The sequence below is a fragment of the Herminiimonas aquatilis genome (genome assembly GCF_042665175.1).
Classification (GTDB): Bacteria; Pseudomonadota; Gammaproteobacteria; order Burkholderiales; family Burkholderiaceae_D; genus Oxalicibacterium; species Oxalicibacterium aquatilis.
Genome location: NZ_JBHTCC010000001.1, coordinates 1,046,260 through 1,066,067, shown reverse-complemented (window position 1 = coordinate 1,066,067; position 19,808 = coordinate 1,046,260). Strand labels below are relative to the sequence as shown.

At 52.8% G+C, this 19,808-nt stretch carries 17 protein-coding genes; 7 read left to right on the top strand and 10 right to left on the bottom strand.

Annotated features, from left to right (window positions below; all coding sequences use genetic code 11):
* Nucleotides 1-4: 4 nt before the first annotated feature.
* Nucleotides 5-1,066 carry a glycolate oxidase subunit GlcE gene (gene glcE, locus ACFQO0_RS04865; RefSeq protein ID WP_382232903.1) on the top strand — a complete coding sequence of 354 codons (1,062 nt, stop codon included), beginning with the start codon at nucleotides 5-7 and terminating at the stop codon, nucleotides 1,064-1,066.
* A 96-nt stretch (nucleotides 1,067-1,162) separates the two neighbouring features.
* Nucleotides 1,163-2,395, top strand: a complete 1,233-nt coding sequence (gene glcF, locus ACFQO0_RS04860) for a glycolate oxidase subunit GlcF (protein WP_382232902.1) — start codon at nucleotides 1,163-1,165, stop codon at nucleotides 2,393-2,395.
* A gap of 80 nt (nucleotides 2,396-2,475) precedes the next feature.
* Here the strand turns inward: glcF and ACFQO0_RS04855 are convergent, their stop codons facing one another.
* The 3 genes from ACFQO0_RS04855 to ACFQO0_RS04845 all read right to left on the bottom strand — a co-directional run bounded on the left by ACFQO0_RS04855 (nucleotide 2,476) and on the right by ACFQO0_RS04845 (nucleotide 5,253).
* Nucleotides 2,476-2,979: a glutathione peroxidase gene (locus tag ACFQO0_RS04855; protein ID WP_382232901.1), complete on the bottom strand. Its 504-nt coding sequence runs from the start codon at nucleotides 2,977-2,979 to the stop codon at nucleotides 2,476-2,478.
* 3 nt (nucleotides 2,980-2,982) lie between these two features.
* Nucleotides 2,983-4,119, bottom strand: coding sequence for a PilT/PilU family type 4a pilus ATPase (locus tag ACFQO0_RS04850; protein ID WP_382232900.1), 1,137 nt, complete (start codon nucleotides 4,117-4,119; stop codon nucleotides 2,983-2,985).
* Between the two features lie 90 nt (nucleotides 4,120-4,209).
* Nucleotides 4,210-5,253, bottom strand: coding sequence for a type IV pilus twitching motility protein PilT (locus ACFQO0_RS04845; protein ID WP_382232899.1), 1,044 nt, complete (start codon nucleotides 5,251-5,253; stop codon nucleotides 4,210-4,212).
* A 131-nt stretch (nucleotides 5,254-5,384) separates the two neighbouring features.
* Here ACFQO0_RS04845 and ACFQO0_RS04840 point away from each other — a divergent pair, with 131 nt between their 5' ends.
* Both ACFQO0_RS04840 and proC read left to right on the top strand, forming a co-directional pair.
* Nucleotides 5,385-6,089 (top strand): YggS family pyridoxal phosphate-dependent enzyme, encoded by a 705-nt coding sequence (locus tag ACFQO0_RS04840; RefSeq protein ID WP_382232898.1) that lies wholly within the window; start codon nucleotides 5,385-5,387, stop codon nucleotides 6,087-6,089.
* Nucleotides 6,079-6,903, top strand: a complete 825-nt coding sequence (gene proC, locus ACFQO0_RS04835) for a pyrroline-5-carboxylate reductase (protein ID WP_382232897.1) — start codon at nucleotides 6,079-6,081, stop codon at nucleotides 6,901-6,903. The genes ACFQO0_RS04840 and proC overlap by 11 nt, the downstream gene beginning before the upstream one ends.
* Nucleotides 6,904-7,095: 192 nt before the next feature.
* On the opposite strand, the gene ACFQO0_RS04830 is transcribed toward proC, so the two are convergent.
* The 3 genes from ACFQO0_RS04830 to ACFQO0_RS04820 all read right to left on the bottom strand — a co-directional run bounded on the left by ACFQO0_RS04830 (nucleotide 7,096) and on the right by ACFQO0_RS04820 (nucleotide 10,660).
* The gene (locus ACFQO0_RS04830) at nucleotides 7,096-7,506 is read right to left on the bottom strand and encodes an RcnB family protein (protein WP_382232896.1); all 411 of its coding nucleotides are present in this window, start codon (nucleotides 7,504-7,506) and stop codon (nucleotides 7,096-7,098) included.
* A 230-nt stretch (nucleotides 7,507-7,736) separates the two neighbouring features.
* The gene (locus ACFQO0_RS04825; protein WP_382232895.1) at nucleotides 7,737-9,539 is read right to left on the bottom strand and encodes a sensor domain-containing diguanylate cyclase; all 1,803 of its coding nucleotides are present in this window, start codon (nucleotides 9,537-9,539) and stop codon (nucleotides 7,737-7,739) included.
* A 158-nt stretch (nucleotides 9,540-9,697) separates the two neighbouring features.
* Nucleotides 9,698-10,660, bottom strand: a complete 963-nt coding sequence (locus ACFQO0_RS04820) for a TIGR01777 family oxidoreductase (RefSeq protein WP_382232894.1) — start codon at nucleotides 10,658-10,660, stop codon at nucleotides 9,698-9,700.
* A gap of 199 nt (nucleotides 10,661-10,859) precedes the next feature.
* Here ACFQO0_RS04820 and ACFQO0_RS04815 point away from each other — a divergent pair, with 199 nt between their 5' ends.
* The 3 genes from ACFQO0_RS04815 (at nucleotide 10,860) to ACFQO0_RS04805 (ending at nucleotide 14,231) form a co-directional block, all read left to right on the top strand.
* On the top strand, nucleotides 10,860-12,269 hold the full coding sequence (locus tag ACFQO0_RS04815; protein ID WP_382232893.1) for a hybrid sensor histidine kinase/response regulator: 1,410 nt from the start codon (nucleotides 10,860-10,862) through the stop codon (nucleotides 12,267-12,269).
* A gap of 103 nt (nucleotides 12,270-12,372) precedes the next feature.
* Entirely contained in the window at nucleotides 12,373-12,789 is a 417-nt protein-coding gene (locus tag ACFQO0_RS04810) for a hypothetical protein (RefSeq protein ID WP_382232892.1), read from the top strand.
* Complete coding sequence (locus tag ACFQO0_RS04805; RefSeq protein WP_382232890.1) at nucleotides 12,789-14,231, top strand: RAD55 family ATPase; 1,443 nt, start codon at nucleotides 12,789-12,791, stop codon at nucleotides 14,229-14,231. Before ACFQO0_RS04810 ends, ACFQO0_RS04805 begins: the two co-directional genes overlap by 1 nt.
* An 11-nt stretch (nucleotides 14,232-14,242) precedes the next feature.
* Here ACFQO0_RS04805 and ACFQO0_RS04800 read toward each other — a convergent pair whose 3' ends face one another.
* The 4 genes from ACFQO0_RS04800 to ACFQO0_RS04785 all read right to left on the bottom strand — a co-directional run bounded on the left by ACFQO0_RS04800 (nucleotide 14,243) and on the right by ACFQO0_RS04785 (nucleotide 19,742).
* Complete coding sequence (locus ACFQO0_RS04800) at nucleotides 14,243-15,859, bottom strand: putative bifunctional diguanylate cyclase/phosphodiesterase (protein ID WP_382232889.1); 1,617 nt, start codon at nucleotides 15,857-15,859, stop codon at nucleotides 14,243-14,245.
* A gap of 533 nt (nucleotides 15,860-16,392) precedes the next feature.
* Nucleotides 16,393-17,868 carry an MFS transporter gene (locus ACFQO0_RS04795; RefSeq protein WP_382232888.1) on the bottom strand — a complete coding sequence of 492 codons (1,476 nt, stop codon included), beginning with the start codon at nucleotides 17,866-17,868 and terminating at the stop codon, nucleotides 16,393-16,395.
* A gap of 15 nt (nucleotides 17,869-17,883) precedes the next feature.
* Complete coding sequence (ubiA, locus tag ACFQO0_RS04790; RefSeq protein ID WP_382232887.1) at nucleotides 17,884-18,738, bottom strand: 4-hydroxybenzoate octaprenyltransferase; 855 nt, start codon at nucleotides 18,736-18,738, stop codon at nucleotides 17,884-17,886.
* A 56-nt stretch (nucleotides 18,739-18,794) separates the two neighbouring features.
* Entirely contained in the window at nucleotides 18,795-19,742 is a 948-nt protein-coding gene (locus ACFQO0_RS04785) for a LysR substrate-binding domain-containing protein (RefSeq protein WP_382232886.1), read from the bottom strand.
* Between the last annotated feature and the right edge of the window lie 66 nt (nucleotides 19,743-19,808).

Genomic DNA, 19,808 nt, shown 5'->3' with positions numbered 1-19,808 from the left:
ACGCATGGAACAAGTAATCGAACAGTTTAAAGAACGCATACTCGCAGCCAGCCGCGACAAGCAGCCGCTATGTTTGCGTGGTGGAGGTAGCAAGGATTGGTATGGCCAGGCGCCAATGGGTGAGGTGCTGGATACGCGCGCCTATCAGGGCATCGTTGCCTACGATCCGACCGAGCTGGTCATCACCGTGCGAGCCGGCACCCGCTTGGCGGAAGTAGAGAAAGTATTGGCCGAACAAAACCAGACATTTGCATTCGAGCCTCCGCATTTTGGTCCTGACGCAACGGTTGGCGGCATGGTCGCTTGTGGGTTGTCCGGACCGCGCCGTGCGGCTGTCGGTGCGGTACGCGATTTCGTACTGGGCGCCGTGCTGATGGATAGCAAAGGCGAAGCCTTGCATTTCGGTGGGCAGGTGATGAAGAACGTGGCCGGTTACGATGTGTCGCGACTGCTGACAGGTTCGCTCGGCACTCTCGGTTTGCTGCTGGAAGTATCGCTGAAGGTGCTGCCCAAACCGTATGCAGAAACCAGTCTGCGCTTGCAGATGACGGAAGACGAGGCGATACGAAGACTGAATCAATGGGGCGGCCAGCCTTTGCCGATTTCTGCCAGCGCCTGGTGCGATGGCGCTTTGGTTTTGCGTTTGTCCGGTGCCAAAGCGGCGATTACAGCAGCGCAACAAGCTATAGGTGGAGAAGAAATTTCTGGTGATGATTTCTGGCTGGCGATGCGTGAACAAAGTAATCAATTCTTCACGCAGTCATCGACCTTGTGGCGTTTGTCGGTGCCATCCACTGTGCCGCCGCTTGGCTTGGGCGAGCAACTGATTGAATGGGGCGGCGCGCAACGCTGGTTGCGTTCTGATGCATCGGCTGCAGTGATTCGTGCGGCTGCGGTCGAGGCGGGCGGCCACGCAACCTTGTTCCGCGGTGGCGATAAAAGTGTTGGCGTGTTCCAGCCGCTGGCACCCGCCGTCGGCAAGATTCATCAAAACATGAAGCATGCATTTGATCCAGATGGCATCTTCAATCCGGGACGCATGTATGCGCACTACCAGACATCTTGAACAAGCGTCATTTTTGGCAGACCTGATGCGTGCAACGTCCGCTGACTTTGCATCGCCAATGGTGGGCTCATGCAGTAAAGATTTTCAGAGAATTCCATGCAAACCAATTTAGCCGACTTCATCAAAGACACACGCGAAGGCCAGGAGGCGGATGCCATCTTGCGTAGTTGTGTCCATTGCGGATTTTGTACGGCGACCTGCCCGACTTACCAGTTACTCGGCGACGAACTGGATGGCCCGCGCGGACGTATTTACTTGATCAAGCAGGTATTGGAAGGCAAGGCGCCGACGGCGAAAACGCAACTGCATCTGGATCGCTGCCTGACTTGCCGTAATTGCGAAACGACTTGCCCGTCCGGCGTGCAATATGGTCGTCTGATCGATATCGGGCGCAAGGTGGTGGCGGATCGCGTGCCGCATTCCTTTGCAACGCAGCTGACGCGCACGGTATTGAAGGAAGTGCTGCCACGCAAATGGTTGTTTACGCCGGCAATGAAAGCCGGACAGATGGTGCGTCCTTTGTTGCCGAAATCCTTGCAAAACAAGGTGCCGCGCAAGCAGGACGCGGGTGTGTGGCCGACCCATGTGCATGCGCGCAAGATGCTGTTGCTCGACGGTTGTGTACAACCTGCAATGTCGCCGAATATCAATGCCGCCACCGCACGCGTATTTGATGTCTTGGGGGTGCAATTGGTGGTGGCGCCCAAGGCCGGTTGCTGTGGCGCGATCCGTCATCACTTGAACGATCATGAAGGCGCGTTGAATGATATGCGCCGCAATATCGATGCCTGGTGGCCGCTGGTGCAGGCCGGGGCGGAATCGATTGTGATGACCGCATCCGGTTGCGGTGCAACGGTCAAGGATTACGGACATCTGCTCGCGCATGACGCGACTTATGCTGAAAAGGCATTGCGGATTTCTGCGTTGACGAAAGACTTGAGCGAAATCTTGCCCGCCTTCGAAGCGGAATTGCAAAGCAAGCTGAAGGGAAAAATCAGCCAGCGTGTGGCGTATCATCCACCATGCACATTGCAGCATGGTCAGCAGATACGCGGCAAGGTAGAAGGCGTGTTACGGGCCGTCGGCGTAGACGTGCAACTGTGTGCAGACAGCCATTTGTGCTGTGGCTCGGCCGGGACTTATTCAGTACTGCAGCCGGAGTTGTCGTATCAGTTGCGCGACAAGAAAATCGCGAATTTGCAAGCGACCAAACCTGACATGATCGTCTCTGCAAACATTGGCTGTCTGACGCATATACAGTCGGGGACGGCAACGCCGGTCAAGCACTGGATAGAGTTGATCGACCAGGCCTTGACAGCTGCACACTGATTGAATTGCAGGGGAAAATTACTTAGAAAAAACGCCGGCATTGCCGGCGTTTTTTATTCCACATATAAAGCACGGATCCCTTACTCCGCCAGCAGTTTGTCGATATCGCTGATTAGGCTTTGCGGGTTGGTTTGCGGTGCGTAGCGTTTGTAAACCGTACCGTCTTTCTTGACCAAAAATTTAGTGAAATTCCATTTGATCATTTCACTGCCGAGCAAGCCGGGCGCCGCATGTTTTAGGTAATTGAATAGGGGGTGGGCATGTTCGCCGTTGACATGAATCTTCGCGAACAGGGGAAATGTCACGCCGTAATTGCGCTCGCAGAATTCTCCTATCTCCTCTTCGTTACCCGGTTCCTGATTGCCGAATTGATCGCAGGGAAATCCCAGCACTTCCAGCCCCTTGTCATGCAAGTGCCTATGCACTTCTTCCAGCGCCTTGTATTGCGAAGTGAACATGCACTGGCTGGCAGTATTGACTATCAACAAGACCTTGCCGCGATAATGGGCAAGGTCTATCGCTGTGCCGTTCAGGCTGCTTGCCTGAAAGCCGTAAATATTGTTCGCATTCATTGTGGTGCGCATGGGTTACACGATGCCCAGATGTTCGGTGCCCTTGCTTAGATCGCGTGCCTTGGCATCCTTGCCGTGCAATTTGATCGACAGCCGCAAATCGTTGACCGAGTCGGCATTGCGCAAGGCATCTTCGTAAGTGATCTTGCCGCCTTCATATAAATCGAACAGCGCCTGATCAAACGTCTGCATGCCCAGCTCGCGCGACTTCTTCATAATTTCCTTGATCTCATGGACGTCGCCCTTGAAGATCAAATCAGAAATCAACGGCGAGTTCAGCATGATTTCGACTGCCACGCAGCGGCCCTTGGTGTCTTTCAACGGAATCAGGCGTTGCGAAATCATCGCTTTCAGATTCAATGAAAGATCCATCAGCAATTGCTGGCGACGTTCTTCCGGGAAGAAGTTGACGATGCGGTCCAGCGCCTGATTGGAGCTGTTGGCATGCATGGTGGCCAGACATAAATGGCCGGTTTCGGCGAAGGCGATTGCGTAATCCATGGTTTCGCGATCACGGATCTCGCCGATGAAAATGACGTCCGGTGCCTGGCGCAAGGTGTTCTTCAGCGCGACGCCCCAGCCATCGGTATCAATGCCAATTTCGCGTTGCGTGATGACGCAGTTCTTATGTGGATGCACATACTCGACCGGATCTTCAATCGTAATGATGTGACCGTAGCTGTTTTCATTGCGATAGCCGAGCATCGCAGCCAGTGTGGTCGATTTGCCGGAGCCGGTTGCGCCGACCATGATGACTAGGCCGCGCTTGGTCATCACGATGTCTTTCAATGTAGACGGCACACCCAGGTCCTCGATTTTTGGAATCGCGGTGGTGATAGTACGCAGCACCATGCCGACCTTGCCCTGCTGTACGAACGCCGATACACGGAATCGCCCTATGCCGCCCGGGCTGATCGCGAAGTTGGATTCTTTCGTCGCTTCAAATTCCGCCGCCTGCTTGTCACCCATGATTGCACGCGCCAGCTCGACAGTATGCGTGGCGTTCAAGGGCTGATTCGATACTTGCGTCATCTTGCCATCGATCTTGAACGCCGGCGGGAAATCAGCGGTGATGAAAAGATCGGAGCCGTTTTTGCTGAGCATCAGGCGCAGCAAGTCATACATGAATTTGGTAGCCTGATCGCGTTCCATGATCTTCCTTGGTTCAAGAATTCAGCAGGGCGTTTGTGATGGACAAACGCACGCCGAGTATTCGCAAAATAATGCTGAAATGACTTTCAATCAGCCGGGGAAATTATCCGGGGTCTTCGCTGCTGAACGTGCTGCGCTATTCGAAATGACATTGCGTTTCACCAGTTCGGTCAGATTGCTGTCCAGCGTTTGCATGCCGACGTTGGAGCCGGTTTGTATCGCCGAGTACATCTGCGCAATCTTCGCTTCGCGGATCAAATTGCGGATCGCGGGGGTGCCGAGCATGATTTCATGCGCGGCGACGCGTCCGCCGCCATCTTTGGTTTTCAGCAGGGTTTGCGAGATCACGGCTTGCAGCGATTCGGACAACATTGCGCGCACCATTTCTTTTTCGTCGCCAGGGAATACATCGATGATACGGTCGATGGTTTTTGCAGCGGACGAGGTATGCAGCGTTCCGAATACCAGATGGCCGGTTTCTGCCGCGGACAAGGCCAGGCGGATGGTTTCCAGGTCGCGCAACTCGCCGACCAGCACGACGTCAGGATCTTCGCGCAGCGCCGAACGCAACGCGTTACTGAAGGAATGCGTGTGCGGTCCGACTTCACGTTGATTGATCAGGCATTTTTTTGAATCGTGTACGAACTCGATCGGATCTTCGATGGTCAGGATGTGCGCGTATTCATTTTCATTGACATGATTGACCATCGCCGCCAGCGTGGTTGACTTGCCGGAACCGGTAGGGCCGGTAACCAGCACCAGGCCGCGCGGCTTGAGTGACAGTTCGGCAAAAATTTTCGGCGCATTCAAGTCTTCCAGACTCAGTATCTTGGAGGGAATGGTACGCAGCACGGCAGCCGCGCCTCTATCCTGGTTGAATGCATTGACACGGAAGCGCGCCAGGCCGGGGATGGCGAAGGAAAAATCGATTTCCAGATTTTCTTCATAGGCCTTGCGCTGGCCGTCGTTCATGATGTCATAGATCATGCCGTGCACATCTTTGTGCTCCAGCGGCGGTAAATTGATGCGGCGTACGTCGCCATGCACGCGAATCATCGGCGGCAGGCCAGCTGACAAATGTAAATCGGAAGCTTTATTCTTGACGGAGAACGCGAGTAGTTCTGAAATGTCCATTTATAATCCCTGAGCCTGCAAATAAAAGGTAAAGCAAGAGGTCCAGCAAAGAGGCCCCGCAAATACAGCCCCACCCGCCGCGATCCTGAAAGCATCGCGAATGTTAAATGATGCCTTAAAGAACTTTGATTATGTCTGTAATACGCCAAAACTTGCAAGCTGTGCGTCAGAGGATTACCGACGCTGCGGACAGCGCGCAACGCGATGTTCACGGCATCGACCTGCTGGCTGTATCTAAGACCTTCGATGCGGATGCGGTGATCGCTGCGGCCGAGGCCGGGCAGACCTCTTTTGGCGAAAATTATCTGCAGGAGGCGTTGGATAAAATGAACACTATCCGTGCGGAACGCCCGGATTTGGCACTGGAATGGCATTTCATCGGACCTATCCAGAGCAACAAGACGCGACCGATTGCCGAAAACTTCGACTGGGTGCATTCGGTCGATCGCGAAAAAATCGCGCAAAGGCTTTCCGAACAGCGGCCGGCCAATTTGCCGCCTTTGAATATCTGCCTTCAAGTCAACATTAGTGGTGAAGCCAGCAAAAGCGGCGTCTTGCCGGGCGATGCACTTGCAGTGGCCAGCACCATTTCTCAATTGCCGCACCTGCGTTTGCGCGGCTTGATGGCGATTCCGGAGGCGGAAGGCGATGAGGCACAACAGCGCGCGCCATTCCGGCAACTGCATGCCTTGTTCGACCAGTTATGTGCAGCGGGTTTGCCACTGGATACTTTGTCTATGGGGATGTCGGCCGACATGACGGCTGCCATCGCCGAAGGCGCAACCATCGTGCGGATAGGCTCCGCCATTTTTGGAACGAGGGAATATGCAAAATAACTTGAAAATCACGTTCGTCGGCGGCGGCAATATGGCGGCGGCCTTGATTGGTGGTCTGGCCGACAAGCTGACTGCGGCAAACAATATTCATGTCATCGACATCAATGCTGATGCGCTGCAAAAATTGCAGCGCCAGTTTGGTGTGACGACATCCGAGCAGATCGATGCAAGCGTTGCTGCGAGCGACGTGATTGTGCTGGCAGTCAAACCACAGCAGATGAAGGCGGCGGTTGCGCAATTGCTGCCTTACATCAAAGCGCAACTGGTGTTGTCGATTGCTGCCGGCATTCGCGCCATCGATTTGTCGCGCTGGCTGGGTGGTCATAACGCCATCGTGCGGACCATGCCGAATACGCCGGCGCTGATAGGCAAGGGCGTGACCGGTATGGTGGCGAGTAACGGTGTCAGTAAAGAACAGCATGCGGCAGCGGACGCCATCATGCGTGCAGTCGGGGAAACCGTATGGCTGGATGATGAAAAGCTGATTGACTCGGTGACGGCAGTCTCCGGCAGCGGCCCGGCTTACGTGTTTTATTTCATCGAAGCGATGCAACAGGCTGCACAGGAAATGGGGTTGACCGTAGAACAGGGTAATACCCTGGCGATTTCCACCTTTGTCGGCGCGGCCCAGCTGGCAGCACAATCAACTGATCCAATCGCCGTATTGCGCGAACGTGTCACCTCTAAAGGTGGTACCACCTACGCAGCGTTGACCAGCATGGACGATAATCGGGTCAAGCAATCCATCATCACTGCTATGAAAGCAGCGGCCGCACGTGGACAGGCTTTGGGTGAAGAATTCGGCCAGGATTGATACCTCCCGCCGCCGGGCGAGCAGCGCGTAAATGCAAGATTTAATTAGCCTGACACACTGATACATTGAGGGGCGAGAAAAACTGCGCGTCTAGTTGCCTAGCCAAATAGAAACTGGCTGAATATCTATAAAGATATTCAGCCAGCAAATGAAGTCCGACCTATCTCATATTTCCATCAAACTATCTGCGTATTAATTGCTCAGCACAATCTGCGCGATGATACCGGTTGAAATCGCGATCAACACATAGTCGGGGCCGGTCCGGACCCAGTGATAGCCACGTGGTGGCTGATGCAAGTGGCGACCACGCCAATCATTGACTACATACTGGTTGTGACGATATTCGCGCGGGATATAGCCGCCTTTGTAGAAATTATGATGCGGACCGGCACCACGTCCATTGTGATGGCCATTGTCATGGCGGTACGCATGCTTATCCTTCTTTCCATGATCGTAACGATCATGGTCGTGCCCGCGCCCACGGTCGTCATGCTGACCATGTGAATTGCGTCCCCGGTCATGCCTGTCGTTGTCGGCAAAGGCTGTGCTTCCCGCTGTCAGAAGTATTGTCATCATCGCGGAAACTATTATTTTCTTGTTCATTTTTATTCCTTTTCGTGTGCGCCAGATGTTTATTATTTAATGGATATGGATTCTTCCATTCGCCGAGGCGAGTGGCTCACCAGCCGTCTGAACCATGCGTTCATTTAAAGCGAATTTTATCTTGAAGAACAGGGCGCAAAAGTAAGGCCTGTTACCAGTTGTATCCGAGCGTCCTGCGCGTGATGGTTGACGCATGAACCGCCTGCCGCAGCCGTATATTTTCGTGGCGACTAGACGTCACTCACCTCGATACGATTACGGCCCATGTCCTTGGCCATATACAAAGCGCTATCACTGCGTGACAGTGCTGCGTCGGTATTCACATCATTTGCATGCATAACAGAAATGCCGATACTGACGGTGACGTAGATGCTCAGATCTCCAACCAGCACCGGCGTGGTCGCAATCTGGTGTGCTATGCGTTCGGCAAAGATGCGTGCTTCCGCGATGCCTGCATCAGCTAGAACAACCGCGAATTCTTCGCCGCCGACACGACCTGCCGTATCAATCTTGCGCGTTGCGTTGCGTAAAATTACAGCAAAATGTTTGAGGACCAAATCGCCCGCTGCATGACCATGGCGGTCGTTGACATCCTTGAAGTGATCCAGGTCGCACATCAAAACCGCTGCACGTGCATGAGCAACCCGTTGTATGCGAGCTAATTCTTCTCCCATCCTGGCAAGGAAGTAGCGTCGATTTGGTATTTGCGTTAAAAAATCGATGGTCGCAAATCCTTCCAGTTCGATTTCTATGCGCTTGCGCTCGGTGATATTGGTAATGAATCCATGCCAAAGTATGCTGCCGTCAGCAAGCTTGCGCGGCCGCGCATCGACTTGCCGCCAGCGCAATCCCTGCCGCGGCAGGACAACGCGATATTCGAGATGCCAGGGAGCCAGATTAATCGCGGATGCTCTCAGCGAGTCTTGGTAACGTGGTAAATCTTCCGGATGAATCAACTGAATGATCGCATCGATATTCTCGGCAACCTGTTCCGCTTCTATTTCATAAATATCTCTTATGCCTTCGCTGGCATAAGAAAAGAACGCATCGCCGTTAGGCTTTAGAGTGTATTGATAGACCAGGCCCGGCACTTCATTCGTCAAGGAGGTGATCAACTTGACGTTCTGCTGTAACTCTTCTGATAACGCGCGTATTGCGGTAATGTCAGTTGTGGTCCCGACCATGCGCGACGGCCGGCCGGAAGCATCGTGTTGCACAATCTTGCCGCGACTCGATATCCATTTGTAACTGCCGTCCTTGCAACGTATGCGATGCTCCACGACGTAGCTATCAGTTTTGTGATCGAAGTGCGCCTGCATCGCCGCCTTGACTGATGCCAGATCGTCAGGATGTATGCGCGTGTAACTCTCTTCCAGGTGGCTGCTTATCTCATGCGGACTGTAGCCCAGCATCGCTTTCCAGCCATTGGAATAATTAATCTGGTTAGTTTGAATATTCCGGTCCCAAATCCCCGTCTGGCTTCCATCGATTGCAAGCGCCATAATGGTTTCGTTATTGCGCAGGGCATCCTCTGCTTTTCTTATCCTTGCTTCAGCATCGTGATGCGCGATGGCGATGGATGCCAATACGGCGGCGTTATTGATCGCCTGTTGGCAGGCGTCACTCGTGTGCTGGGCCTGTCGAAAATGCGCGATAAACAACCCGTGCGTGCCATGCATGCAGTAGGGGATCGGAGCCGATGAAGCGACGTGTAGGCCGTATGTTTTTGCCATGTCGCGCAAGCTTGAAAAAAATCCGCTGGCCTCCATATCTCTCCCACTAAATTGCTGCGCGCCATCGACGATCATTTGATTGATTGCGCTGCAGTAAGCGGGCGGGAGATTGGATGTTGCAAGCAACCGCAAGCAATGGTTTTCTTCAGAGAGGAAGAGACTCAGGATCAGTTCGTGATTTTTCACTTCAACCTCGTTGATCAGGCTGATCAACGTTTGTACTAATGGCGCGCCGCGCGCGAGATGAGCCAAGGTCAAATTGTCTGTGGTTAGCGAGTGATGAGAAAAATCAAAATCCATGGTGATAGGTACTTGAAAACTGTTTATGCGTGATGGGCTTGCTGCCTCAAGCTACGTACATTGTATCCACAACTGCTTTCTTGTTGTCGCGACAAATTCTTTTTGTTGAGATTTACAGTGGCCGGCTTCATTCACGTATTTTTTCATCTTGCTGTCCGCTATCCAATATGGTTTTTATGGATAATATTTTCCAATGCACTTTGCAAGTCAGGGAAAGAAAATTCAAAGCCGCTAGCCTGCAGTTTTGCAGCGCTTACGCGCTGCCCTTCCAGCAGTAGGTCAGCCTGTTCGCCCAGCAGCAATTTCATCGAAATGGCCGGTGTGGGGAAAATACAAGGGCGATGCAGAACTTTTGCAGCCGTTTGGCTAAATACTTCTTGCGTGACGTATTGCGGAGCGGTGAAATTGTACGTGTCGATTTCTGCTTGTCCGCCGTGCGGGATATTCCAAAGATGTGCGATGGCACGCAGCAGATCGTGTATATGAATCCAGGATAGCGATTGCTTGCCATCGCCTAGACGTCCACCCAAGCCTAGCCGTATCGGCAACAACATCATAGGTAAGGCCCCTTCATCGCCCAACACCAGGCCGAAGCGCATACACATGACTTTCACACCGTGCTGTGCGGCGGGATGCGCAGCCATCTCCCATTCCTGGCAAAGCCTGGACATGAATATTGCTTGCGGCTCACTGTCTTCTATCAGCGCCGCAGTATCCTTCCTCGCTTGAACGCCGTAATAGCCGATGGCTGACGCCGATAGAAAAAGTCTGGGTTTGTGATCCGCGCGCGCGATCCAGTTAACAATGTTTTGTGTTGTGCCTATACGGCTTTGACGCAGTACCTGTTTACGCGCTGCGGTCCAGCGCCAACCTAGGATGCGCGCACCGGCAAGATTGATGATCACATCAATATGTTGCGTTGTCGGCAAGTCATTGAGGTCTTCTATGGATGTGACGGCTTTGTCAAATTGCCTTGCTGCCTTGTCCCGGTTTCGTGTGAGCACGATGACGTGATGACCATGTTCGACTAAAGCGTGTACCAGCAGTTTTCCGATAAAACCGGTAGCGCCGGTCACCAGTACATGCTCTGGTGTTGCACCGAATGGGATAGAGGGTGTCATTTGAATTTTCACTTTTCGTTAATTGCATCCATTATTCACACAGATATGCTCCAGCATATAGCCAATGCAGGGTATTTGTTGTGAGGGAAGCACCAATTAAAGATAACAATTTCAGTCGAATCAGAGTATGTTGAGGCAAGGCTCACAGTCTGTTATTTGACAGAATCTAGTAGTCAAAACAGGGTGCGTGGTTTCTCTTATGACCGATGTCAATCAAACAGCAGTCATTCTTGCGCCCTCGGTTGGCGACAAAGACGATACTTTGCCTTCACAAGAAGCAGATCAGTTTCGGCAGACGATCGCTGACCTGTTGCTGCGGGTAGACCAGGAAGCGGAGCAACTTCGCAACAAGACCGCCGATCTTTTAACGCGAGTTGGCGAGTTGGATGAGGTTATCCAAAGCAAGCAAGTGCTGGAAGCGCTGGTTGTGCAATTGCGAGAAGCAAATCAGCATCTGGTATTGGCGACTTTCGGTGCGCAAGATTTGCAGGCGAAGGCCGAATCCGCCAATCACCGACAAGAAGAATTCCTCTCTATGCTGGCGCACGAATTGCGCAATCCGCTGGCGCCGATTGCCATGGCTGCCGACTTACTAGGCAAGATTGCGACAGCGCATCCCATGCTGCCCAAGCTACATGGCATCATCAGCCGTCAGGTCGGTCATATGGCGCATCTGGTGGATGACCTACTCGATGCATCCCGCGTCACTACCGGCAACATCACCCTGAATAGGCGTTCGCTGTTGCTAGCGGAAATCATCGATAGCGCGGTTGAAACCAGCCAGCCGTTTATTGATAAGCGCAACCAACAGTTAAGCATTCATATTCCCGAAGAGCCGATCACGATCAACGGTGATCTGGTCAGGCTTGCTCAGGCTTTTGCAAATCTGCTGATCAATGCGACCAAGTTCACCCCGGTAGACGAACATATTGATATCTCGGTTGAACGCTTGGCGGATACTGTCAAGGTAGTGATCAAGGACAACGGCGTGGGTATTTCACCAGATATTCAGCCCTTTATTTTCGATCTGTTCAGACAAGGTCCGCATTCGCTTGATCGTTCGCAAGGTGGGCTAGGCATCGGATTGTCGTTGGTGCGCACTGTAATCGGAATGCACGGCGGTACAGTCAGTGTGTACAGCGATGGGCTGGGGAAAGGGAGTGAATTTACTGTCGAGCTACCAATTTCTACCGAGTTGATTGAGAACGACGAAAGCGAAGCAGAAAATGTAGACGCAGTATATGGTCGTCGCATCCTGTTGATAGAAGACAACCTCAGTGCCAATGAAATATTGAGCGAGTTACTGTCTTTGGAGGGACATGCGGTCACATCCGCATTTGATGGAACCTCAGGGCTGGCAATGGCTCAGGAGAATATTTACGACATCATCGTGTGCGATATCGGCTTGCCCGGCATCGATGGTTATGAAGTCGTCAAACAATTGAGGATGAACACGCTCAAAGCTGCCCCTCTGTATATCGCCATTAGCGGCTATAGCCAGCAAAAAAATCGCACCAGTGCCGAACGTGCAGGCTTTGATCATTATCTGGTCAAGCCGGTTGCCATCGCTACCTTGAACAATCTTATTTCACCAAAATTTATTCAGTAGGGTTCTGTTTGCCCTGGTCAAATTCAGCGATGTACCTGAGTCTGGTCAGAGTAAACAAATTGGCCCTTCATTATTGTCGTTGTACCGCGATCACAATTTATCTATGACAACAATCCGCCCGCAACGGGACCAAATGATCAGAGCGGCCGTCATGCAACGGCCTGACGCAATCGCTGAAGTTTCCATTCACCTTTGGGAGAAGCTGGCTCGCGAGCTGGTTTCCATCATAGGCGAGGGTGGTTTTCAGTCCCTCTACAACAGAAGTTTGCACCTAGTCGGAGCGACTTTTCCATGGCTGGAAATCAACTCCTCGTTGCCGCAAAACAGTTCCGGTTTTGCTGATCTCAAGGAATGTCTTGCAGGACAAGACTCTACAAATGCCAGTGAGGCGAGTGCCGCTTTACTGATAACTTTCATCGACATACTAGCCTTGTTAATCGGCGAACTTTTGACCTCCAGTATTTTACGGTTGGCCTGGGGTGATGATGTTTTGGATACAGTTGTGAAGGAACTACCATAATGAGTAACAAAGTAACCATACGCCGTTTGGCAACTGGCGTTCCTGGTTTGGACGATCTGCTGGGCGGCGGCCTCCCGGAATTTTCATTCAATCTCTTGGCTGGCACCCCCGGTAGCGGCAAAACAACGCTGGCGCATCAGATCATGTTTTCGCTGGCGAATCCTGATCGTCGTGCATTGTTCTTTACGGTGCTGGGCGAATCGCCATTGAAGATGCTGCGCTACCAGCAGCAGTTCCCATTTTTCGATATCGGCAAGATCAATAGCTCAATCAAGTTCGTCAATCTCGCAGCCGATTTGCTTGATGGGGATTTCGATCGAGTATTGGCGCGTATTACCGAAGAAGTGCAGAGTTTTTCTCCTAGCCTGGTTTTTGTCGACTCATTCCGTTCAGTTGTGCAATCTGCCAGAGCCAAGGAGCCCGGTGTATCCGGTCTCGAACATTTCGTGCAGCAACTGGGCATGCAAATGACGAGCTGGCAGGCGACGACTTTCCTGATCGGTGAATATCTCACTCCCGAGGCGGAGTCCAGCCCAGTCTTTACCGTCGCTGACGGCATCATCTGGATGTCGCAACTGGTGCATCGCGATGCGATGGTACGCAAGATACAAGTCGTCAAGATGCGTGGTCAGGCACAAAGCCCGGGTGTACATACCTTCCGCATCAACGATGGGGGCGTCGAAGTTTTTCCGCGCGCATTGATCACTTCGAGTGTGAACGGCACGATTCAGATTGCCGGAGACAAGCGTCTTTCGCTAGGCGTGCCTGCGCTGGATGAAATGATGGGCGGCGGCTTGCCTGCAGGATATTCATTGCTGGTGGTCGGCCCGTCCGGTTCAGGTAAAAGTGTACTGGCGACGCAGTTCCTGGCTGAAGGTGTACGTGCGGGCGAACCTGGTGTTATCGCTGCGTTTGAAAAGAGTCCCAATCAATTGCTCAGTCGCAAACTGACCCAACTGGTTGAAAGCGGTCATGTGGGTGTGATCGACACGCGCATGCTTGATTTGTCGATAGACGAAATCCTGCACGACTTGATAGAGATGATCACGCGCATGAAGGCCAAGCGGGTAGTAATCGATTCGCTATCGGGTTTCGAACTGGCGCTGGCGTCGGTGTTTCGCGAAGATTTCCGCGAGGCCTTGTATCGATTGGTTGCCGTGTTGACTGGCATGGGAGTGACGGTACTGATGACGGCGGAACTGGAAGATCAATATACCGCTCTGCGTTTCAGTTCATACGGCAATGCCTTCCTTGCCGATGCGATCGTGATGCAACGCTATGTTGAAATTACCGGACAACTCAAACGTGTGATTTCCGTGGTGAAGGTACGTGCCAGTGAACATAGTAAAGACATACGCTTCTTTGATATTGAAGCAGACAGTATCTTGATCGGCGAGCCATTGACCCAATACCAGGGAATTTTATCGGGCCGGCCATCGTAAGTGATACTTCTCTATTCAACTGGATCGCCAGGCATTCCCTGGCGTTTCAACAGATGTTCCGCGACTCCGGCCTTGAGAAAATCTGCAAACTCTTCCGCAATCATAGGCCTGTTCAAATAATATCCTTGGGCCGTTGAGCAATCAATATCGCGAAGGATGGCGAGTTGCTCCGCCGTCTCTACGCCTTCGGCAATAATTCGATGTCGAAACCCCTTGCCGATGCCTATGATGGCCCTGACCAGAATGTCATCTTCACTGCTGGAGATATCGTGCACAAACGAGCGGTCGATTTTCATCGTGTCGACGGCGAGTTGCTTCAAGTAGATCATGCTTGAGCAGCCGGTGCCAAAATCATCAATCGCTATCTTCACGCCTATCGAACGCAGGGCATGCAGCGTTATCGTGGCGCTTGCTATATTTTTCAGCAATACGCTTTCGTTGAGTTCCAGTTCAAGTCGATTCGGTGTCCAGCCGCTTTGTTGCAATACCGACTGAACGTTCTCAAGGAAGTCGTTATTTGCGAATTGGTGCGCGGAGACATTGACTGCCATCATGTTAAAGATAAGTCCCTCATCCAGCCATGCTTGCGCTTGGTTGCACGCTTCCAGCAGCACCCATCTGCCGATGGCCACAATCGCCCCGCAATCTTCCGCATCTTGTATGAATGACTCGGGAAGCAGCAGTCCGCGCTCCGGATGGCGCCATCGTATCAGTGCTTCTACGCCGGTGATGGCTCCGCTCTCCAGATTGATTTGTGCCTGATAAAAAAGAACGAATTGTTGACGCGCGAGTGCCTCAAGCAGCTGTTCTTCCTTGTCTTGCAGCTTCGTATTCCTGCCGCGCATTTCCTTTCTGAAAAATTGATAGGTATTGCGTCCGCCTTCCTTGGCGTGATACATCGCCGCATCTGCGCAGTGGATCAAGGTTTCTACATCGTTGCCATCTTCAGGGAAAATGCTGACGCCTATCGTGGCCCCGATATCCACATCATTTCCCTCTATCGTATAAGGGGCGGTAATGGCCGCATGTATTTTTTCTATGATGGGCACGAGCAAGTTCTCATCTCCTGCATCCGGTAGCAACAACACAAACTCATCGCCACCCGGCCGGCTTACGGTATCGCTATCGCGGACCGTGCTGGTAAGGCGTTGCGCGACTGCTTGCAATAATTGATCGCCGACGACATGGCCGAAAGAATCGTTGACGACTTTGAATCGATCCAGATCCACAAACATTATCGTCAGCTTGATTCCGTTTCTTTTTGCCGACGCAATAGCCAGGCTGATTCGATCGTAAAGTTGCATGCGGTTGGGTAAATCAGTCAAGAAATCATGATTTGCCAAATGACTCATTTCCGCCCTGGATTTCTCAAGCATCTCGGCCATGATGTGCGATTGAATCGATGCAATCACCAGATGCTCATTGGCTGCTCTCAATTGCAGATTGCTGTCGCCGTACGTTGCTGCGTGAGTCTGTGCTTCGGAAATTTCCCGCTCCCTCACAGTGGCCCACTCTTCGCGTAATGAAACTTCGTGTTCTCGCATCCGCAGAGTGTGTTCTTGCCGACGCTGGATATCCTTCGATATCGCTGGCGTCAGAGCGCGGAGACGGCGTTTATCAAATTTCATTGCGACTCAATTCCAGCGGAGCGCAGGGAGCAGTTTGATCGGCGACGGGAATTTTTTATAGCTAGGCTGGCAGGAAAATTAGTTCGCGAGGCAGTGGGATGTAATCTTTGAACTTTCTTGTCAAAAAAAGTCTTTTCAAGAGCGCATGATGGCAGCAAATAAATTGATGCACTGGCTGTCTTTCGACAGAGAGGAACGTTCAAGAAAAACATGTGAACAGTTGGCGTAAGTGACGCGAGGCAATATTTAATTCAGTATTCTGCGGGGTCGCAGATGCCTTGCCACGGCTACTTAAGGCACTGACTTTCTTGGAATTTTTCTGTGCGCATTTATTTTCGCGCCTTGCGCCGATCTCGCTGTGAATGCTGGTCAATGAATCCTCCTGCTATTAGAGGACGATTGTAAATATCTATCTTTGTCATGTTAATCAGACAAGCACCTGAGTTGCTGTGGGAATAGAAGAGGTGCTCTAAAGTAGATGTCCCGGTTATCTGCGCAAGCGAGAGCCTTGCCGTGGCGCCGCGCGAACGAAGTTAGATAGGTGGCGAATTCGTATCCGACGTTTGTTGCGGCACGGGTGCTACGTATCCCTTGCTGACCGCTTCGCCATCATTGGGACGCAACGTCCAGAACGACAGCGAGGATAAAACGGTCAATCCGCCCAGCGTCAGGAAAGCGTGATGCAATGCATCAACCACAGCCGCGCGATCAGACTGCGGCAGATCGCCCAGATACCATGCCGCGACAATCGAGCCGAAGGCCAGGCCAAAGCTCATGGACATTTGCTGCATCGAACTGGCGATGGTACTGGCCATGCTGGAATCTTCAGTCTTGATATCTGCATAAGCCATCGAGTTCATGCTGGAAAATTGCAACGAATTGAAAAATCCCTGCGCTAGTCCGAGCAGCAGGATTAACCAGATCGGTGTGGCTGGCGTGATGATGGAAAACAGGCTGATGGTGAGGCCTATCATTACAGTATTGACGATCAATACCTGCCGGTAACCGAAGCGTCGCAAGACCCTGACCGAGATCAGTTTCATCATCATCGCTGCGGCAGCCGTCGGCATCATCATCAATCCCGATTGCCAGGCGGGCAATCCTAATCCGATTTGATACAGCAGCGGCAATAAAAAGGGCAGGCCACCCACACCGAGTCGCGTGACAAAACCGCCGGCGACGGAGATGCGGAAGGTGCGCGTTTTAAACAAGGCAAGCTGCAGTAACGGATGCAGCGCATGCCGTGCGTGCAAGACATAGGCACCCAGCAAACTCAGCGAGAGCAGGAACAGGATGGCGGTCGAGGTGACATCAAGATAGTGATCGCCGAATATCTCTAGTATCCATGAAAGCAGGGCGACGCCAGCGCCGAACAGCACCAGTCCAATGACATCCAGCGGACGCTGCACCTCGGAACGATAGTCCGGCATATGTCTATGGATCATCCATTGCGCAGCCAGACCTATCGGTACGTTGACGAAAAAGATCGCCTGCCACGGTAACCAGTGCACGATCAGACCGCCTATGGTCGGGCCCAGCAAAGGACCTATCAAGGCGGGGATGATGACGAAGTTCATCGCGGTCAGCAATTCCGATTTTTGGAAAGTACGAATCACCGCCAATCGTCCGACCGGCATCATCATCGCCGCACTGAATCCTTGCAGCATGCGCGCGGCAACCAGCATGGGAACATTGACGGACAGCCCGCACAGGATGGATGAAAAAGTGAAGAGGCCGACCGCCGTGCTGAACACGCGGCGGGTGCCGAAGCGGTCGGCCATCCAGCCGCTGATCGGAATGGAAACCGCCAGGCTCAAGATGTAGCAGCTGACTACCGCTTTCAGACTTAATGGCGTGACATTGAGGCTGGCTGCCATCGAAGGGATGGCGGTATTGATGATGGTGGAGTCCAGCTGTTCCATGAACAGCGCAATCGCTACCACCCAGGGCAAATATCGTTTGACCCTGGGGTCATCGGCCTGGATGGTTGCGGACTCTGGTGTAGGCATTGCTTGGGCCGTTATCTAACGCAGCAGATAATCGAGTGCGACACCGCAGAAAATTGCTGCGCCCAGCCAATTGTTATGCCGGAAAGCAGTAAAGCATCCAGCCCGTTCACGTTCGCGTATCAAGGTGTAGTGATAGGTGGCGCAAGCAGCTGCGACCAGCACGCCTGTGACGAACCAGGTGCGCAAGCCGAACTGCCAACCGACGGCAAAAATGATCAGCAAGGTCGCCGCATAACAAAACATCACGGCGGCGACATCATAACTGCCGAAGGTGATGGCCGAAGTCTTCATGCCTATTTTCAAATCATCTTCACGATCAACCATCGCGTATTCGGTGTCATACGCCACCGCCCAGAAAATATTCGCGACGAGCAGCCACCATGCGGCAGCGGGTATCGCGTTCTGCACTGCGGCAAATCCCATGGGGATGCCGAAGCCGAATGCGATGCCAAGGTAGGCTTGCGGGATCGCAAAAAATCGCTTGAAGTAAGGATAGCTGGCAGCAATGATGACTGCCGCGATCGACAGTTGTTTGGTGAGCGCATTCAAAGGCAGGATCAATGCAAACGCCATCAATGTGAGTACAAGCGCAACCAGCAGCGCTTCCTTCGGTTTGATCTTGCCGCTGGTAATCGGACGATCAACCGTGCGTTGTACATGCTTGTCGAAATCGCGATCGGCATAATCGTTGATCGCACAACCGGCTGAACGCATCAGCACGGTGCCTAAAGTGAAGATGGCAACCAGTGTCCAATCCGGCTTGCCATCAGAGGCGAACCACAAGGCCCACAAGGTGGGCCAAAGCAGAAGCAGGATGCCTATCGGTTTGTCGAGGCGGATCAGGCGGAAATACAGTTGAAGATGATTCATGGTGCGGCGTTGTTATTGGTTTGTATCCACGGCAGTCATTGCCGTAGCGATGCAGATCATGCTTCGGATGACGGCTCATCCGGCAGCATGGTCACGCCAGGTAATGCGCAGGACAGCAACGCTTGTCGGACTTCCTCGATGGCGACACCGCGCGTAAAACTCTTGCGCCATACGAGTACGACGCGACGCGATGGGCCGGGTTGCACAAAAGGGATGTAACGCAACATGCCGTCGGTTGCCTTCATGTCTGGCACTGACGCTTGCGGCAACACGGTGATGCCGATGCCGGATGCGACCATGTGACGTATGGTTTCCAGCGAGGAGCCTTCGAATGTGCGTGCGATGCCATCACCGCTGGTAGAGAAGCGCGACATTTCCGGGCAGACTTCCAGCACCTGATCGCGGAAGCAATGGCCATTGCCGAGCAGCAGCATGGTTTCGGATTTCAAGTCGTCTGTGGTGACGCTGCTGCGTTCTGCCCACGGATGATGCTTGGGCACGGCAACCACGAAGGGCTCGTCATATACCGGCTGTACCAGCAAGCCTTGTTCGGGGAAGGGCAGCGCAACAATCGCCGCATCGATCTCGCCCTGGCGCAATTGCTCCAGCAGTTTGACGGTGAAGTTTTCCTGCAGCACCAGTGGCATTTGCGGCACGCGATCTATCATCGCCTTGACTAACGGCGGCAAAAGATAGGGCGCAATGGTGTAAATGATGCCGAGGCGGAAAGGCCCGACCAGCGGGTCCTTGTTCTGCTTGGCGATTTCCTTGATGGCGGCAGTTTGTTCCAGCACGCGTTCAGCTTGCGCGACGATTTGCACGCCTAGCGGTGTCATTGAAATTTCACTGCCGCCGCGTTCGAACAAGGTCACACCCAGCTCATCTTCCAGTTTTTTGATGGCGACGGATAAGGTGGGTTGGGCGACAAAGCAGGCTTCGGCTGCGTGACCGAAATGCTTTTCACGCGCGACGGCGACGATGTATTTGAGTTCGGTGAGCGTCATGTTTTTTCTTCAGTGATGCGTGTGTTTGCGGCGGACCGGGTTTTACTTATTCTATACCTTAGCTAT

What these genes read in the sequence shown, in the direction of transcription:
- glcE (WP_382232903.1), top strand. Translation starts at nt 5, where the DNA reads ATGGAACAAGTAATCGAACAGTTTAAAGAACGCATACTCGCAGCCAGC.
- glcF (WP_382232902.1), top strand. Translation starts at nt 1,163, where the DNA reads ATGCAAACCAATTTAGCCGACTTCATCAAAGACACACGCGAAGGCCAG.
- ACFQO0_RS04855 (WP_382232901.1), bottom strand. Translation starts at nt 2,979, where the DNA reads ATGCGCACCACAATGAATGCGAACAATATTTACGGCTTTCAGGCAAGC.
- ACFQO0_RS04850 (WP_382232900.1), bottom strand. Translation starts at nt 4,119, where the DNA reads ATGGAACGCGATCAGGCTACCAAATTCATGTATGACTTGCTGCGCCTG.
- ACFQO0_RS04845 (WP_382232899.1), bottom strand. Translation starts at nt 5,253, where the DNA reads ATGGACATTTCAGAACTACTCGCGTTCTCCGTCAAGAATAAAGCTTCC.
- ACFQO0_RS04840 (WP_382232898.1), top strand. Translation starts at nt 5,385, where the DNA reads ATGTCTGTAATACGCCAAAACTTGCAAGCTGTGCGTCAGAGGATTACC.
- proC (WP_382232897.1), top strand. Translation starts at nt 6,079, where the DNA reads ATGCAAAATAACTTGAAAATCACGTTCGTCGGCGGCGGCAATATGGCG.
- ACFQO0_RS04830 (WP_382232896.1), bottom strand. Translation starts at nt 7,506, where the DNA reads ATGAACAAGAAAATAATAGTTTCCGCGATGATGACAATACTTCTGACA.
- ACFQO0_RS04825 (WP_382232895.1), bottom strand. Translation starts at nt 9,539, where the DNA reads ATGGATTTTGATTTTTCTCATCACTCGCTAACCACAGACAATTTGACC.
- ACFQO0_RS04820 (WP_382232894.1), bottom strand. Translation starts at nt 10,660, where the DNA reads ATGACACCCTCTATCCCATTCGGTGCAACACCAGAGCATGTACTGGTG.
- ACFQO0_RS04815 (WP_382232893.1), top strand. Translation starts at nt 10,860, where the DNA reads ATGACCGATGTCAATCAAACAGCAGTCATTCTTGCGCCCTCGGTTGGC.
- ACFQO0_RS04810 (WP_382232892.1), top strand. Translation starts at nt 12,373, where the DNA reads ATGACAACAATCCGCCCGCAACGGGACCAAATGATCAGAGCGGCCGTC.
- ACFQO0_RS04805 (WP_382232890.1), top strand. Translation starts at nt 12,789, where the DNA reads ATGAGTAACAAAGTAACCATACGCCGTTTGGCAACTGGCGTTCCTGGT.
- ACFQO0_RS04800 (WP_382232889.1), bottom strand. Translation starts at nt 15,859, where the DNA reads ATGAAATTTGATAAACGCCGTCTCCGCGCTCTGACGCCAGCGATATCG.
- ACFQO0_RS04795 (WP_382232888.1), bottom strand. Translation starts at nt 17,868, where the DNA reads ATGCCTACACCAGAGTCCGCAACCATCCAGGCCGATGACCCCAGGGTC.
- ubiA (WP_382232887.1), bottom strand. Translation starts at nt 18,738, where the DNA reads ATGAATCATCTTCAACTGTATTTCCGCCTGATCCGCCTCGACAAACCG.
- ACFQO0_RS04785 (WP_382232886.1), bottom strand. Translation starts at nt 19,742, where the DNA reads ATGACGCTCACCGAACTCAAATACATCGTCGCCGTCGCGCGTGAAAAG.